This window comes from Arachnia propionica (genome assembly GCF_003932785.1).
GTDB classification, from domain to species: Bacteria; Actinomycetota; Actinomycetes; order Propionibacteriales; family Propionibacteriaceae; genus Arachnia; species Arachnia propionica_B.
In genome coordinates this window covers 12886-27824 of the sequence record NZ_RQYT01000043.1, presented here as the reverse complement: position 1 = coordinate 27824, position 14939 = coordinate 12886, and the positions used below count along the sequence as shown (strand labels likewise).

At 68.0% G+C, this 14939-nt stretch carries 12 protein-coding genes; 4 read left to right on the top strand and 8 right to left on the bottom strand.

The genetic code is table 11. The features are described from left to right. Positions 1–734: 734 nt before the first annotated feature. From EII35_RS13280 to EII35_RS13270, 3 genes are read left to right on the top strand one after another with little or no spacing between them, the layout of a single operon-like run. Positions 735–1532: a prolyl oligopeptidase family serine peptidase gene (locus EII35_RS13280; RefSeq protein ID WP_185744338.1), complete on the top strand. Its 798-nt coding sequence runs from the start codon at positions 735–737 to the stop codon at positions 1530–1532. A 9-nt stretch (positions 1533–1541) separates the two neighbouring features. Beyond that, positions 1542–1826, top strand: a complete 285-nt coding sequence (locus tag EII35_RS13275) for a metalloregulator ArsR/SmtB family transcription factor (protein WP_125228947.1) — start codon at positions 1542–1544, stop codon at positions 1824–1826. 19 nt (positions 1827–1845) lie between these two features. Beyond that, positions 1846–2544, top strand: a complete 699-nt coding sequence (locus EII35_RS13270) for a hypothetical protein (protein ID WP_125228946.1) — start codon at positions 1846–1848, stop codon at positions 2542–2544. A gap of 60 nt (positions 2545–2604) precedes the next feature. Here EII35_RS13270 and EII35_RS13265 read toward each other — a convergent pair whose 3' ends face one another. The 8 genes from EII35_RS13265 to EII35_RS13230 all read right to left on the bottom strand — a co-directional run bounded on the left by EII35_RS13265 (position 2605) and on the right by EII35_RS13230 (position 13448). Beyond that, a complete protein-coding gene (locus EII35_RS13265; RefSeq protein WP_125228945.1) occupies positions 2605–4206 on the bottom strand; it encodes an alcohol dehydrogenase catalytic domain-containing protein in 1602 nt (533 codons plus the stop codon). 24 nt (positions 4207–4230) lie between these two features. Then, a complete protein-coding gene (locus tag EII35_RS13260) occupies positions 4231–5244 on the bottom strand; it encodes an SDR family NAD(P)-dependent oxidoreductase (protein WP_125228944.1) in 1014 nt (337 codons plus the stop codon). A gap of 10 nt (positions 5245–5254) precedes the next feature. Continuing rightward, the gene (locus EII35_RS13255) at positions 5255–6550 is read right to left on the bottom strand and encodes a PHP domain-containing protein (RefSeq protein WP_125228943.1); all 1296 of its coding nucleotides are present in this window, start codon (positions 6548–6550) and stop codon (positions 5255–5257) included. A gap of 92 nt (positions 6551–6642) precedes the next feature. After that, positions 6643–9105: an alpha-ketoacid dehydrogenase subunit alpha/beta gene (locus EII35_RS13250; RefSeq protein ID WP_125228942.1), complete on the bottom strand. Its 2463-nt coding sequence runs from the start codon at positions 9103–9105 to the stop codon at positions 6643–6645. Between the two features lie 16 nt (positions 9106–9121). Further along, entirely contained in the window at positions 9122–10489 is a 1368-nt protein-coding gene (gene lpdA / locus EII35_RS13245) for a dihydrolipoyl dehydrogenase (protein WP_125228941.1), read from the bottom strand. An 11-nt stretch (positions 10490–10500) separates the two neighbouring features. Beyond that, positions 10501–11868: a dihydrolipoamide acetyltransferase family protein gene (locus tag EII35_RS13240; protein WP_125228940.1), complete on the bottom strand. Its 1368-nt coding sequence runs from the start codon at positions 11866–11868 to the stop codon at positions 10501–10503. A gap of 9 nt (positions 11869–11877) precedes the next feature. After that, positions 11878–12630 carry a DeoR/GlpR family DNA-binding transcription regulator gene (locus tag EII35_RS13235; RefSeq protein WP_185744337.1) on the bottom strand — a complete coding sequence of 251 codons (753 nt, stop codon included), beginning with the start codon at positions 12628–12630 and terminating at the stop codon, positions 11878–11880. Positions 12631–12851: 221 nt separating this feature from the next. Continuing rightward, the gene (locus EII35_RS13230; protein ID WP_125228939.1) at positions 12852–13448 is read right to left on the bottom strand and encodes an HAD-IA family hydrolase; all 597 of its coding nucleotides are present in this window, start codon (positions 13446–13448) and stop codon (positions 12852–12854) included. A gap of 190 nt (positions 13449–13638) precedes the next feature. On the opposite strand from EII35_RS13230, the gene EII35_RS13225 reads away from it, so the two are divergent. Beyond that, a complete protein-coding gene (locus EII35_RS13225) occupies positions 13639–14760 on the top strand; it encodes a WD40 repeat domain-containing protein (RefSeq protein WP_125228938.1) in 1122 nt (373 codons plus the stop codon). The last annotated feature ends 179 nt before the right edge of the window (positions 14761–14939 follow it).

The following is a 14939-nucleotide window of genomic DNA, read 5'->3' as shown; positions in this document are numbered from 1 at the left end:
CGAGCCTTCACCGCGGGATCAATCTTCTTCGGCATGATGCCAACCTTCCCACCCCAGAAAGGACCGGCACGAAACCTGGGGCGCTTCACACTTTCCGGATCGGGAAGACTCAGTGGAACGCCCCGTTCGAATGGTTGCGCCACGACGAACGTGCCCAGAGCACACTCCTCGAGGCGGAGACGAAGCTGGCCGCCAACTCATCGAGAGCACAGCGAGGATCCACAATCGAGTGTGGGCCATCCACGACGACAGGGATCCGATTCCCCTCGACTTCCTGCCGAGCCACAGCCACGTCACCGTTGAACATGTCCGCTCCCGATACCGCGACTGGTGGGCCGTCCTGCTCCGTGACGACACCCAACCGAATGGGGAACTGCTCCTCCACCCCTTTGACGACCCCACCCATCCGCTGCTGCTCGCGGGCCACGACGAGACCACCACTGTGGCACCCCCACTGGTGACCGAGGGACGGCTCATCATCTCCACAACCGGGCTGGGGACCGAGGTGGCGGTTGTCGATCTCGACGACACCGACCTCGCGCCGATGCCCCTGGTCCGTTGCGCCGGAACCCTCTCCTTGAGTGCGCCCCCCCAGCTGGGATGCCGAACACATCACCATGGCCCTGCCGTCCTACACACGTCCGCCACGAGAGGTGACGCTCCCCCTCAACCGAAGGCGCTCATCTCCCGTTCTTCTGCGAGCAGACGAGTCCGGCCCCTATCACGAAGAACACGTGACCGTGCCCGCCGCAGGAGTGGACATTCCCTTGACCGTGGTGTCGCGACGCGACTGCACGACCCCGGCTCCGCTCCTCCTGACGGCCTACGGCGCCTACGGAACGACCAGAGCCACCCACCACGACCCATTCCTCACCCACCTCGTTGACCATGGGATGAGGTTCGCCGTCGCACACGTCCGCGGTGGAGGAGAGAAGGGGCGCAACTGGCACGATGGCGGCCGCGTCCTCAACAAACCCAATGCTCTGGCAGACCTTTTCAGCTGCCTCGACCACCTCGAGGCGAACGGGCTCGCGACCTTGGGCAGGGTGGCACTCATGGGAGGAAGCGCCGGAGGTACCCTCATGGCAGCTGCCCTGAACGTGGCGCCCGAGAGGTTCTGCGCCGCCGTGCTGGAGGCGCCGTTCGTTGACGTCCTGGCCTCTATGGTCAACCCCAACCTGCCCCTCACGGCAAGCGACCGTTCAGAATGGGGGGATCCACTCACCAGCGAGGCCGCCCTGGCGTGCATCCGTAGCTACTCGCCTTACGAAAACCTCGCCCATAAGGCATATCCTCCTGTCCTCATCACAGTACGGACACACGACACACGGGTGCCACCCGTCCAGGCCCTCAAGTATGCGCAGCGGTTCCGTCGAAACTGCGCAGGGGGACCAGTGATCCTTCTTCCCGAGGCGGGGGGCCACAGCGGAGGGGCATCGCTTCAGGACTCCCTGCGTCTGCATGCACTGCAGCTCGCCTGGGTGAGCACTCACCTCGGCCTGAACTTGCCACAGGAACGGCTTCGAGAGTAATATTTCGTTATGACGCGAAATACCGAAGGACGCTCCGGAGAAGCCCACGCGGCACTGGCTCACGTGACCCGCTCGGAGATCCTCAACTACCTCAAGGACAAGGACTACGTCCGCGCGGGTCAGATTGCGGAGGACTTGGGCATCGCCAACTCCACGCTCTCCGGGCACCTCAAAGTCATGAAGAGCGCTGGGCTGCTCGTGTCACGCCAGCAGGGCACTGAGGTGCAGTACCGCGCGAACCTGTCCACCATCGAGGACCTCATCCTGTCCTTGAAGTCATTCCTCACGCGTTGACCCCGGAAGGAGAACCCCCATGGCCACCACCACGACCCCCACGACGTCGTCCCGGACACCTCGCACCGGGTTCGTCGTCTGCCTCGTCATCGCCGTCGCCATGCTCATCGTGAGCTGGGTCGCGTACCCGCACATGGCCCCTGAACTCGTCACCCGCCCAGCAGGCAACGGTCATGGCGAGAACAGCCCCAGCCGCGAGTTCACGTCCCTTGCCCTACCCATCGCTCTCGTGGTGGTTGCGGCTCTCGTAGCTCTCGCACCACGCGTCAACCCGCGCTTCCTGGAACGTTTCCCGGCAGGCGCCGTCGCCAACGTTGAGAACTCAAGACGAGTCCTCAACACTGTCCTGATCCTGGTCGGCGTCCTGTTCGCCGCGCTGCATCTCGGGCTCGTCGCCCTCTACCTGGACGTCAACATCCCTTTGGAGGCCATCATGGGGTCGGTCGCCGGCCTCGTCGTCATCGGCCTCGGCGCGGTTCTGCCATGGACCCGTCCCGAGGGACGCTTCGAGCACGCAGCCCTCGAACGCTACCGCGCCGGGAGTTCACGCGCCTACCGTCCGGCCGGGTACCTCCTCATGGCCGGAGGTCTGCTCACGATCATCCTGGCCTGGCTCTCTCCGACGGCTGCGATGGTGGTGGGCGTCGGGTCCGTGGTCGCGGCCTTCGGCCTAGTCCTGGTCCGCGGCCTCCACTCAGCAGTCGCGAAGCGACGCTGAGAGGGAACTGGCCGGGAGCTTGGCTTGTTCACAGCCAGCCGCCGGCCAGCCCCCTTGGTATCACTCTCCTGCCAGCAGGGCCTCCTCGGCCTCCTTCGTCCAGCGGCCGTCCTTGAGCTTCGCCGCGACGTGCGGGAGCTTGGTCTCCATGTCGACAAGGCGAGTCAGCTCCAGGTCGTGGAGCATCGGGAAGACCATGATCTTGCCGCCAGAGGTCCGGTTGATGACCGAGCCGATCGCGTCCGCGAAACCCGCCATCCCGGTCACGGCGTCGAGGGAGATCGTCGTGTCGATGATCCCCTCCTCGATCTTCCGCAGCACCGTGCGCATGTCGGAGACGTCGGAGCCGGAGGTGCCGAGCATGAAGATCCTCCGCTCGACGATGCCCTGCAGGTCGAAGTCGCCGTAGGTCCCGGCCGGGATCCCGGCGAAGGCGTTGAGGATCGCGCCCTCCGCCGCCAGGTCCACCGCCTGCGAGACCAGCGCGGGCACCGGGACCATGCAGGACAGGTGCGTGTACCCGGGGGTCAGCGGGGTCTCGCCGGTGTTGATGATCCGCAGCGGCACCCCCTTCGCCTCCGCCACCGGCCCGACGACGGCCTGCAGCCCCGCCAAGCGCTCGTCGCTGAGGTCGGTGCCGTCGACGGTGATGCCGGGCACCCCGGAGGTGACGGCCCGCATCGTGTGCATCTGGCCCATCGGGCCGGCGGCCCCGATGATGGCGACCTTGTCGCCCTCGCGCAGCTCACCCGTGGCGGGGATCCAGCTGTACCCCTCGACCGGGTCGGTGCCGGTGGTGCCGCAGAACCGGATGAAGTCGTAGTGGACCCGGCCGATGTCCAACGACACCTTCCGTTCCAGGGTCTCCCCACCCAGCACGAGGCAGAAGGTGCCGCGCATGCCGAGCAGCTTCGCGGCCTTCTCGACGGCGTCCGCGTCGGAGCCGAAGAAGACGATGTCGTCGAAGGCCTGCCCGGTGAGGCCGTCGAGTTCATCGACGGTGACCCTCACGACCTCCGCCGGCTCGTGCTGATCCAGCAGCGAGCCCAGCTCGCCCTCACCGACGACGAGCAACCGCCCACCATCGGCGACGTGGTTGCGTTCGGCCCAGGCGTAGGAGCCCTCGACGGTGGCCCACGGCTCGATGAGACCGACAGCGGCGGCGGACGGCCCGTCGGTGACGTGGATGAGGAACTCCTCACCGTTCGGCGCGACGACGCAGCGCTCGTCGACGACGACGTACTCCTGCAGCGCACCGTCGAAGTTGTACCCGAAGGCGCCGTTGGAGGCCGGGGTGCGCAGGTGCTTCCAGTCCGCCTGGACCAGCACCCGGTCGCCGACCTTGAAATGGGTCACCTTGTCGCCCACCTGGATCACCCGGCACACCGGCTCGTGGCCGGGCACCGTCGGCTGGGTTCCGGGACGGTAGTTCGGGATCTCGGCCAGGGCCTCCGGCGTGATGCCGGAGATCACCTCGGCCTTACGCGGATGGGTGTCGAAGGCGTGCAGCAGCTTGGTGTCGCTGAAGCAGATGCCGCAGGCCTCCACCTGAAGCATCATCTGATGCTCCCCGACGGGGTCGACCTCCTTCGCCGGGTTGAGGATGAACTCGTCCTTGCCGACGATCTGGATGGCGTACTGTGTGCTGGGAATCCCACTCATGTGTCTCTCCTTCAAGGATTCTGGCTAGGAACTGAGCATCACCTGGCCGCCGGTGACCGGCACGGCCTGGCCGGTCTCGTAGGCCTGCTCGACGATGTAGTAGATGGCGCGCAGGACGTCGATGCCCGTGGTGCCACGGCGCATCGGGACCTTCGCCTCGTAGAACGCCTTGACGTCGGCGACGGTCCTGGCGCCCGGCACCTTGCCGGAGTTGAGGTACTGCACGAACAGCCCACGGTCCGGGTCCGACCACAGCGGCCCGTCGTAGAAGTTGCCCGGGCACACAGCGTTGACCTTGATGCCGTGTTCGACGAGTTCGAGCGCGAAGGACTGCACCAGCCCGATCCCGCCGAACTTGGATCCGGCGTAGGCGCCGTTCTTGTTGGAACCGACGAGCCCGGACTTCGAGTTGATCTGGATGATGTCGGTGAGCCACTGCGGGGCGGTGTCACTCTGGCGGGCCAGCAACGCGCCCAGGTGTTTGGTGACCAGGAAGAAGGCCACGTAGTTGATGTCGGTGGACAGCTTGAAGCTGGCGGCGTCCTGCTCGAGCACCGACCCGGCACGGACGATGCCCGCGTTGGACACCACGAGGTCGAGACCGCCGGTGACCCGCTCCACCTCCGCGGCCATGGCCGCCACGGACTCCTCGTCGGCGACGTTGACGGTGATGGGATGGGTGACCTCCGCGCCGAGTTCGGCGCACTTGGCGGCGGCCCCCTCACCGTTGAGGTCGGCGATGAAGACGAAGCAGCCCTGCTCGACCAGGCCCTTGGCGATCTCCGCGCCGAAGCCCTGCGCGCCTCCGGTGACGAGGGCGACGCGGCCGCTGATCTCCCGTTCGCCACGCATGGGGGCGGTGATCTCGAAGACCTCCTCCCCCGCCCGGACGACGACGGGCAGGGCCAGGTCGGCGGGCACGGCGGCGCTGAGGTCCTCGCCGAGGTCGAGGGTGGCCTCGGCGTCGCTCGGACGGACCAGGACGGGACGTGACAGGGCGTTGAGGAACACTCCCCGTACTCGTGCGGCGTTGCTCATGACGGTCCTTTCAGTGGGTGCGGAGACGGGCGAGGAGGTCGGCGGCGTCCGCGCCGTCGGCGTACTCCCTCCCGAGGGGGGCGAAGACACGGATGCGCTCGGCCAGCTGGGCCGGGTCCAGTCGCTCCTCACCGAGCAGGTGGACCGTCGGGTCGATCGAGGCCAAGGCCTCGTGCGCGACGAGGGCCCAGGTGGCCTCGTTGAGGTCGGCGAGCTTCGGATCGCGCAGTTCCGGGCACACGAACACCTGGCGCGGGGTGTTGATGTCGACCCCGGAGATCTCCAGCATGCCGTGCTGGACGGCGAGGCGGTGGATACGTTCGATCTGCTCGGCGGTGTTGCGCGGCGGCATGTAGGTGACGGCCCTGAGCCCCCGCTCCGCCATGCCGACGAACAGGTCGTCGAGGAACTCGTCCTCGAACTTCTCGGCCTTCTTGTCCCCCGTCGGGGACGCCGACACGTCGCCCAGGTAGGCGTAGGTGGCGATGGCGCCGACGGAGTCGGCCAGCTCGACGACCTCGACGGCGCTCGGGCACTCGGTGGTGGGCTGGATGTAGATCCTGTCGAGGTACTCGGCCTTGAGCACGCCCAGCAGGTCGAAGGTCAGGTGTGGGTTGTCGGGGTCGCCGAGGACGTCGGCCAGCTTGGCGGGGACCGTGATCCCCATGCCGGCGAGCCCTTTGAGGAGGGCCTCGCCACGCCCGAACCCGGCGATGAGCGCGTCGGCCATGGCAGCCAGGAGGTGCCGTTCCGTGATCCCGCCGCCACGGTGGTACTGGCTGCGGGCCACCATGTCGGTCTGGGGATCGAAGGGGGCGAGCCCGAGCCCGGTGAGGATCTCGTTGGCGGCATCCGCCATGGCGAGGGTCCGCTCCAGGCGGGCGGCACGCCGGGGCGCGAGCCACTCGTCGACCCGCTGCCGCGCGGGGGCGGGCACCCCCTGGACGGTCATGTAGGCGATGCCCTTCGAGTCAGGGTTGTTGAGCTTGCGGTCCTCGAAGCCCTCCCCGAAGAAGGCCCGGCACTCGAAGCCCGTCACCGAACCCATGCCGAGGATCCGGGTGGCCCGGGTCATCTCGTCGGCGGCGGCGATGGAGTCGTGGTCGACGGAACCCACCACGCGCAGCCCGGAGCGACGGGCCCCGAGGGCGGCCCCCGCCGGGGTGTACGGGCTGAACGAGTAGCACGTGTGGATGTGGTTGTTGGACTCGACGACCCACTCGGGGAAGGTCTCGGTCCTGGCGACGGTGCGCAGCGCGTCGAGGCGCTCCTCGGTGGAGCATCCGGGGTCATTGATGACGTGCATGGGGTTCCTTGGTTTCGATGGTGTGTGGTTGTGGTCCGCCGGGCCGGGTGTGCGTGCTCCCGGCCCGGCGGACATTCGTCACGACTGCCGGATCACAACCCGAGGCGGGCGCGACGGGCCAGCTCGGCCGTGGTCTGGTTGCTGGAGGCGACGTGGCCCTCCAGCGGCAGGATGCGCTCGTGGACCGCGTCGATGAGCCACTCGGGCTGCGGGAAGTACTCCTTCTCCAGCTCGGCAGCCGGGGTGATGGCGTTGCGGGAGCCGACGACGGTGACCGGCGCGTCGAGGTGGTCGAAGGCCAGGGTCTGGACCTTGCTGGCCACGTCGTGGAGGAAGGAGCCGCGCTCCACCGCGTCGGAGGTCAGCAGCAGTCGTCCGGTCTTCTTCACAGACTCGACGATCATGTCGAGGTTGAGCGGCGCGATGAAGCGCAGGTCGATGACCTCGGTGGACACACCGTACTTGGCCTCGAGCTGGTCGGCGGCCTCCAGCACCCGGTACAGGGTGGGGCCGATGCAGGCGATCGTGAGGTCGGTGCCCTCGCGGCGGATCACCGGCTGGCCCTCCTCGATCTCGTAGTAGCCCTCCGGCACGCCGTCGGTGACGAACTGCTCGGCCACGTCGTAGAGCATCTGCGACTCGAAGAACACCACCGGGTCGGTGCCGCGCAGCGCCAGGTTCATCATGCCCTTGGCGTCGTAGGGGGTGGCCGGGTAGTAGACCTTGAGTCCGGGCATGTGGGCGCAGAAGGCACCCCAGTCCTGGCTGTGCTGGGCGCCGTACTTGGCGCCGACGGAGATGCGCATGACCAGCGGCATCTCCAGCAGCCCGCCGGACATGGCCTGCCACTTCGGGGCCTGGTTGAAGATCTCGTCACCGGCGCGGCCGAGGAAGTCGCAGTACATGAGCTCGACCAGCGCGCGACCACCCGACAGGGCGTAGCCGACGCCGGCGCCGATGATGGCGGCCTCGGAGATGGGCGAGTTGAACAGGCGGTGGTAGGGCAGCAGCTCGGTGAGGCCGCGGTAGACGGCGAAGGCGCCACCCCAGTCGCGGTTCTCCTCACCCCAGGCGGCGAGCGTCGGGTCGGTGGCGAAGCCGTGGGCGACGGCCTCGAAGATGGCGTCGCGGTAGGAGAAGGCCTTGACCTTGGAGACGGCCTTGCCGGAGGCGTCCTTGTAGTAGCGCGACTTGCCCTTGAGGGCCTTCACCCGGGCGTTGTCCTCGAGCGGCTCGCTGAGGACGGGCTCGCGGGACTCGTCGAGGGACGGCTTGTTGCCGTTGGAGTACATGACGGTCTCGATGAAGTCCATGTGGACCCGCGGCGAGACGTCCTCGTCCTTGGTGGCCAGCGCGATGATCTTGGTGAGCCGCTCGTCGAACCTGGCCTGGAGGTCGTCGACCTCGCCCTGGGTGAGGACCTTGTTCTTGACGAGGTACTCGGCGTAGTTCCTGAGGCCGTCGTGGGCCTCCCACAGCTCGACCTCCTCGCGGGTGCGGTAGGACGACGCGTCGGACGGGGAGTGCCCGGAGAAGCGGTAGGTGATGGTGTCGGTGAGCACCGGACCACGGCCGGACTCCAGCAGCTCACGCTTGCGGGCGACGGCGTCGGCGACGGCCAGCGGGTTGAGGCCGTCGACGCGCTCGGCGTGCATCGCCTCCGGGTTCACGCCCATGCCGACGCGGGCGAGGATGTCGTAGCCCATGGTCTCGCCGGAGGTCTGGCCACCCATGCCGTAGAAGTTGTTGAAGAAGTTGAACCAGATCGGCGGGTTGCCCTCGACGCCGTCCTTCCACAGGGTGCGGTACTGGTCCATGGCGGCCATCATCATGGCCTCCCACACCGGGCCGCAGCCCATGGAGGCGTCGCCGATGTTGGCGATGACGATGCCGGACTGGCCGTTGATCCGCTTGAACAGGGCCGAGCCGGTGGCGACGTCGGCGGAGCCGCCGACGATGGCGTTGTTCGGCATGGAGCCGAAGGGGGCGAAGAAGGCGTGCATCGAGCCGCCGAGGCCCCGGTTGAAGCCGGCGCTGCGGGCGAAGGTCTCTGCGACGGTGCCGTAGACGATGAAGTTCTCTGCCAGCTCGGCGAGGTCCTCGTGGCCGATCTGCTCGGCGAAGCCGAGGGTCTCACCGTCGAGGAAGGTCTTCATGATCTCCTCGAGACGCTGCGGGTCCAGCTTGCGGGCGGCGGAGAAGCACTTGGCGAGGATCTCGCCGTGGCTGCGGTGGGAGCCGAACAGGAAGTCGTCCGGGTTGAGCTGCGAGGCCTGGCCGACGACGGCGGACTCCTGGCCGATGCTGAGGTGGGCGGGGCCACGGTGGTTGTACTCGACGCCGTTCCAGGAGCCGGTCTTCTTGATCGAGTCCAGCATGGTCTCGAACTGCCGGATGGCGATCATGTCGTGGAGGATGTCGATGAGACCCTGCTTGCCGTAGCGCTTCAGCTCAGCCTTGAAGTTGGGCTGGTAGGCGTTGACGGGCACCTCGGGCGCAGTGATGCTGCTCTTGGCGCGGACATTCTTCGGGTCGACGATGAGGGACTTGGTCATTGGATTCTCTCGATTCTCAGGCCTTGGCCGCCCACGCGGCCTCTCGGATGAGTTCACTGACTGTGGGATGGGGGAAGACCAGCTGACGCAGGTCGGTGAGGTCCAGCTCGGTCTCGAGCACGGCGGAGGCACCCCAGATCATCTCGGCCGCATAGGAGCCGAGGACGTGGATGCCGAGCACCTGCCGGGTGTCCGCGTCGAGGATGAGCTTCGCGACGGCGGGGGCGCTGAGCCCGTTCTCCGCGACGAACCGGCCGGACATGTAGCCGGGGACGCTGGCGGTGACGACCTTGCGGCCCTGGGCCTTCGCCGCCACCTCGGTGAGGCCGATGCCGGCGCACTCGGGTGCGGTGTAGACCGCCCATGGCACGGTGTGCCAGCGCATGACCTCGCCGCGACGGTGCGCCTCGGGGTCGAGGATGTTGGCGGCGGCGATCTCGCCCATGCGGTAGGCGGCGTGGGCGAGGAGGCTGCGGCCGGTCACGTCGCCGATGGCCCACACCCCGGGGAGGTTGGTGCGCATCCGGTCGTCGACGACGACGCCACGGCCGGAGTATTCGAGGCCGGAGGTCTCGGCGCCCCAGCCCTCGACGGCGGGTTTGCGACCCACCGCCATGAGCACGTGGTCGGCCTCGACGGACTCCTCGGCACCGTCGGCGGTGGTCCAGCGGACGGTGCCCCCGTCGATGGCGGTGACCTTGCAGTTGAGCTTGAAGGTCACCTTGTCGAGGGCCTTGCGCAGCGCCGCCGCCACGTCGTCGTCAGCGAAGGGGATGATCTCGGGCAGCATCTCGATGACGGTCACCTCGGTGCCGAGCATCGAGTACAGGGAGGCGAACTCGACACCGATGACGCCGCCGCCGATGACGGCGAGGCGCTTCGGGATCTCGGGCAGGGAGAGGGCGCCGGTGGAGTCGATGACCAGCGGGTTGTCCGCCGCCCCGGGGATCGGGGGCATCACGGGGACCGACCCGGTGGCCAGGATGACGTGGGTGGCGGTGTAGGTGGTGCCGTCGACGGTGACCCGGCCGGGGCCGTCGAAGTGGCCGTGTCCGTGGATGACGGTGACGCCCGCCTTCTTCTCCGTGGCCCCGACCCCACCGACGAGGGTGGAGACCACCTTGTCCTTCCACTTCTGGAGGGCGGCCCAGTCGACCCTGGCCCCGTCGACGTGGACGCCGAACTGGGCGCCGTGGACGGCGTGGTCGTAGGTCTTGGCGGCGCCGAGGAGGGTCTTGGTGGGGATGCAGCCGACGTTGAGGCAGGTCCCGCCGAGAGCCACTGCCTCGACGAGCAGCACCTTCTTGCCGCCGTGGCCGAGGCGTTCGGCCGCGATGTAGCCGCCAGGGCCGCCGCCCAGGACGATGACGTCGTAGTTGGTCATGTCAGTTCCTCTCACAGCATCACAGCGAATTCGATGTTCTCGATGAAGGCCACGAGGTCCTTCAGGAACCGGGCGGCGTCCGCGCCGTCGATGACGCGGTGGTCAGCGGTCAGGGACAGCCCGATGCGCTGTTCGACGCGAACCTTGCCCTTCTCGTCGGCGTAGGCGCGCGGGAAGATCGCGTCGACGCCGAGGATGGCGGTCTGCGGCACGTTGAGCAGCGGGGTGAAGGACTCGATGCCGAAGCCACCGAGGTTGGAGACGGTGAAGGTGGCACCGCCGAGGAGGTCGGGGTTGATGTTGCCCTCGATGGCCTGGGCGGCGAGTTCCTTGGACAGGGCCGAGAACTGGCCGAGGCTGAGCTGCGAGGCGTTGCGCACCGTCGGGACGAGGAGGCCGCGCGGGGTGTCACAGGCGAAGCCCATGTGGACGCGCTCGAAGGTGGTGAGGACCCCGTTCTCCAGGTGCGCGTTGTGGTTGGGGTGTTTGGCCGCGGTCTTGACGGCGGCGAAGCCGACGAGGTCGCCGATGGTCACCTTGTTCAGGCCGAGCGCCGGGTCGGAACCCTTGAGCTTCTTGCGCATGTCGAGGAGGCCCTGCGCCTTGGCGGTGGTGGTGTAGGTGAGCTGCGCGGAGCTGGCCAGCGAGTGCATCATCCGCTCGGAGATGACCTTGCGGATGCCCTTGAGCGGGGTCTCGGTGCGCGGTCCGGGGAAGTCGGAGTCGGCGCCGACGACGGCGGGTGCGGCCTGGGCCTTGGGTTCGGCCGCCGGGGTGGGGGCGGCGAGGTCGGCCTGGGAGACGCGACCACCGAGTCCGGTGCCCTCACCTGCGGTCGCTCCGGCTCGGGCGGCGGCCTTGGTGGTGCCGTCGGCGACGGCGGCGACGTCACGGGCGATGATGCGGCCCTCGGGGCCGGTGCCCGCGGGCACGGAGGCGAGGTCGACTCCCTCGGCGGCGGCGAGGTTGCGGGCGCGGGGGCTGGCGCCGGGAGCATCGGTCGCTGCGGCGGTGGCCTGGGCGGGGGCGACGGCCGTCGGCGCGGGGGTGGGCTCCTCAGCGGGCTTCTCCTCCGCGGGGGCGGGTTCCTCGACGGCACCGCCGAAACCGACCTCGGCGAGCGCGGGGGCCGGGTCCTCACCGGGTTCGCCGACGACCAGCAGCGGCTGCATGACGGGGACGTCGTCGCCCTCGCTCCAGAGTCGCTTGAGCACGGTTCCGGCGGCGGTGCTGGGGACCTCGATGGAGGCCTTGTCGGTCTCGACCTCGCAGAGGATGCTGTTCTCCGCGACGGTGTCGCCCTCCGTGACCGACCAGGACACGATGAGGCATGACTCAACGCTGTTCCCGAGGGCCGGCATGACGATGACGGTTGCCATTGATCTCTCCTAGACGATTCTCAACTGGGTGTGTTCGGTCAGAGCCTCCACCGCGTCGTCGGGGAGACCGGAGTCGGTGATGATGCCGGTGATGGCATCCAGGGGCAGGAAGGTGACGAAGCCCGCCTGCCCGAACTTGGAGGAGTCCGCCACGAGCCAGGTCTCCTCGGCGCGGTCGCGCATGAGGGTGGACACCTGCGCCCCTTCGACGAAGCGCGTGGTGAGGCCACGCTCCGGGGAGAACCCGTCGGTGCCGAGGAAGGCGATGCGGGTGTTGAAGTCCGCGATGGCGCGTTCGGCGAGGGGCCCGACGAGGGATTCGGACTCCGGACGGAAGACGCCGCCCGTGAGGATGATGTTGAGCGCGGGATGCTGCCTGGCGTTGGCGAAGACGAGGGTGGAGTTCGTCACCACCTGGACGCCCCGGCGGTTGCCGAGGTGTCGGGCGATGAGCCCTGCGGTGGTTCCGGCCTCGATCATGACGGTGTCGTCGTGGTTGACCAGTGCCGCGGCTGCCTGGGCGATGCGTTCCTTCGCGTCGACGTTGATCTTCTGCCGCTGGAGGATTCCCTGCCAGGTGATGGGGCGGGCCCCGCCTCGGGTCCGCACGAGCATGCCCTGCTGTTCGAGGGAGCGGAGGTCGCCGCGGATGGTGACCTCGGAGACCCCGAAGTCGGTGGCCAGCGCAGCCACGCTCAGCGAGCCGTCGTCGGCCAGCTTGGCGAGGATCGCACTTTCGCGATCTGCGCGCTCCACCGTCATCGTGGCTTTCCTTTGCTTACGAAATGCTTTCGTTGCCCCTACGATAGCGCAGCGCTTCGGAAGGTCAAGAAGCAGGTCGAAAGTTCTGATCGGAACCCCTCTCCCGGCCCGCCACCCCCACCCCGGATTCGCCCGCCTTGGAGCCGATTCGCCTGCCTTAAATCGAACTGCCTGTCCAATAAGACAGGCGAACCGGACCCAGGACAGGCGAACCGAGGGACTCAGGACAGGATGCCCAGTTCAGTGAGCCAGGCGCGGGTGTCGGCGTCGTCGACCCACAGATGCGCCTCCCAGCCGAGTTCCCGGGCAGCGGCGACGTTGGGCTCGCGGTCGTCGATGAAGGCGAGCCTCGCTCCGACCCGTTCGGCGACGAGACGGTAGAACTCGGGGTCGGGTTTCATGAGCCGGAGCGGACCCGAGACGAAGAGGTCGTCGACATCCGCCCGCCAGTCGGCCCCCTCCATCGCAGCCGCCATCTCCACCGGCGCGTTGGACAGCACAACCACCCGATGCCCGGCGGCGCGGCAGTCGCGCAGGATCCGGTGGGCCTCGTCACGCAGCGGCAGCCACTGGGCGAGGTCGGTGGCGACGGACTGGGCGATGAGGTCATCGGTGGGAGTCAACCCGATCCGCTCGAGGAACGGCCCCCAGTACTCCTCGGCAGGCCCTCCCCCGTCCCAGAGACCGCGCCCCTCCTCGTAGTGCTGCGCGATGAGCGAGGCCGGTACGCCGAGGGCCCGGGCATGCGCGTCGAAGAGCCCGGGCGGTGAGGACAGCACGATCCCGAAATCGAAGACGACGGCGTCAAGACCGGACACGACTCCTCCTCCACTGGGACCACCTCAGCATAGGAGCCGCAGGATCGAGGCGACCACCGGGCCCCACCACCCAGCCCCTCTCCCGCCCCCAGCAAGCACGAATCGCCGTCCTGCTTCATTGACCACCTGAAAACGTTTCAGGCCTAAACCCGCAAGTTGGTGCACGCCACAACGGCATAGGCTGTCGGGGATGAGGGCCCGGATCAGGTGTTTCCAACAGGCGGTGACGAACGTCGCCTCATGTGTGCTGGACAACCGGACGTGCGTGGTGACGTTGGATCGCGACGGCTGGGTGCGAGTGAGGGATGTCCAGACAGGGCAGGACGTCCGGGATCCGGCAGGGCCGGGAAGCCACGGCCCGACCACCATGCCCGAGGCACGGCAGGGCCACCTGGCGGTTGTGACCGTCAACTCCGTCCCTCATGTCGTCGTGCCCACCGACTCCGGAAGCGTCGAGTGTTGGTCGTTGGACACCGGTCATCGACGGTGGCTTGTACGCGGGACGTCACGCTCCGGCGCAAGTCCGCTGATTGAGGATCTGGAGGCGTTCCGAACTCCGAGTGGCGCGTCCCGTCTCGGCGTCCTCACGGAGGAGGAACTGCTGGTCATCGACCCCGCAACAGGTCTGCCGACTGTCCCGGCACTGACCGTCCCGATGGATTCTGCGTGGCAGGTCTGGGCACTGCCGGACGGCAGGAGCACCGATCTGGTGGCCGTCACCTCTGGTTGGGGCGAGGTTGCGTTGTGGGACCTGACCGGCTCGCGGATCGGCGGCGTGTATGAGAAGGGAATCGATCCCGTCACGATCCGGGGCTACCGGGAACGCGAGGGGGCGCATCGCCTGGCCGTGATCCATCAGCAGGATCCGGGGGTGGTGCTTTCCTGGCAACCCGAGGTCGCCAGGGTGGAGACGCTGCTGGAGTCGACGTCACCGTTCCTGTTCGCCGACGATCCCCGTCTGGGCGGCGCGGTGGCCACCACCCGAAACAGCTCTGTGGTCGAGGGACGCCGGCTGTGCGATGGCGAGGTCGTGCTTCGGGCGGATCACCCCGCGACGGGGGAAATGCGGTGGCTGGTGGCGTGCCCGGGCCGGGGAAGCTCGACGTGGGCGTGCTGTTTCGAGGAGGAGCTACGTTTCCTCAACACCGCGGCCGGCCGCTGGTCCGAACCGATCACAACGTTTCATCCCATGCCCGGGTGGGGCATCCACGACATCAAGGCGGCCCACGCGGCCCCGGAGGGGCGATTGCTGCTGACCTTCATCGACGGATGGGCCGTGGTGGAGCCAAGCAGAGCCAGAACTCGATCCTGAGAGGCCGGGCAGACGCGAACACACGATCGACGGGCGGGCCTTCACCAGGCGAAGCCTTGGCCTCGTTGTCGGGGCCACCCAGCCCCAGCAAGCACGAATCGCCGTCCCGCTTCAACGACGCGCCACCTGAAACGTTTCAGGCCGAAGCAACCCGCAAGTTGGTGCACGCCACAACGGCT

Bases quoted from the DNA above. Each gene is read 5' to 3' on its own strand.
- EII35_RS13275 (WP_125228947.1), top strand. From the start codon at position 1,542: ATGACGCGAAATACCGAAGGACGCTCCGGAGAAGCCCACGCGGCACTG.
- EII35_RS13270 (WP_125228946.1), top strand. From the start codon at position 1,846: ATGGCCACCACCACGACCCCCACGACGTCGTCCCGGACACCTCGCACC.
- EII35_RS13265 (WP_125228945.1), bottom strand. From the start codon at position 4,206: ATGAGTGGGATTCCCAGCACACAGTACGCCATCCAGATCGTCGGCAAG.
- EII35_RS13260 (WP_125228944.1), bottom strand. From the start codon at position 5,244: ATGAGCAACGCCGCACGAGTACGGGGAGTGTTCCTCAACGCCCTGTCA.
- EII35_RS13255 (WP_125228943.1), bottom strand. From the start codon at position 6,550: ATGCACGTCATCAATGACCCCGGATGCTCCACCGAGGAGCGCCTCGAC.
- EII35_RS13250 (WP_125228942.1), bottom strand. From the start codon at position 9,105: ATGACCAAGTCCCTCATCGTCGACCCGAAGAATGTCCGCGCCAAGAGC.
- lpdA (WP_125228941.1), bottom strand. From the start codon at position 10,489: ATGACCAACTACGACGTCATCGTCCTGGGCGGCGGCCCTGGCGGCTAC.
- EII35_RS13240 (WP_125228940.1), bottom strand. From the start codon at position 11,868: ATGGCAACCGTCATCGTCATGCCGGCCCTCGGGAACAGCGTTGAGTCA.
- EII35_RS13235 (WP_185744337.1), bottom strand. From the start codon at position 12,630: ATGACGGTGGAGCGCGCAGATCGCGAAAGTGCGATCCTCGCCAAGCTG.
- EII35_RS13225 (WP_125228938.1), top strand. From the start codon at position 13,639: ATGAGGGCCCGGATCAGGTGTTTCCAACAGGCGGTGACGAACGTCGCC.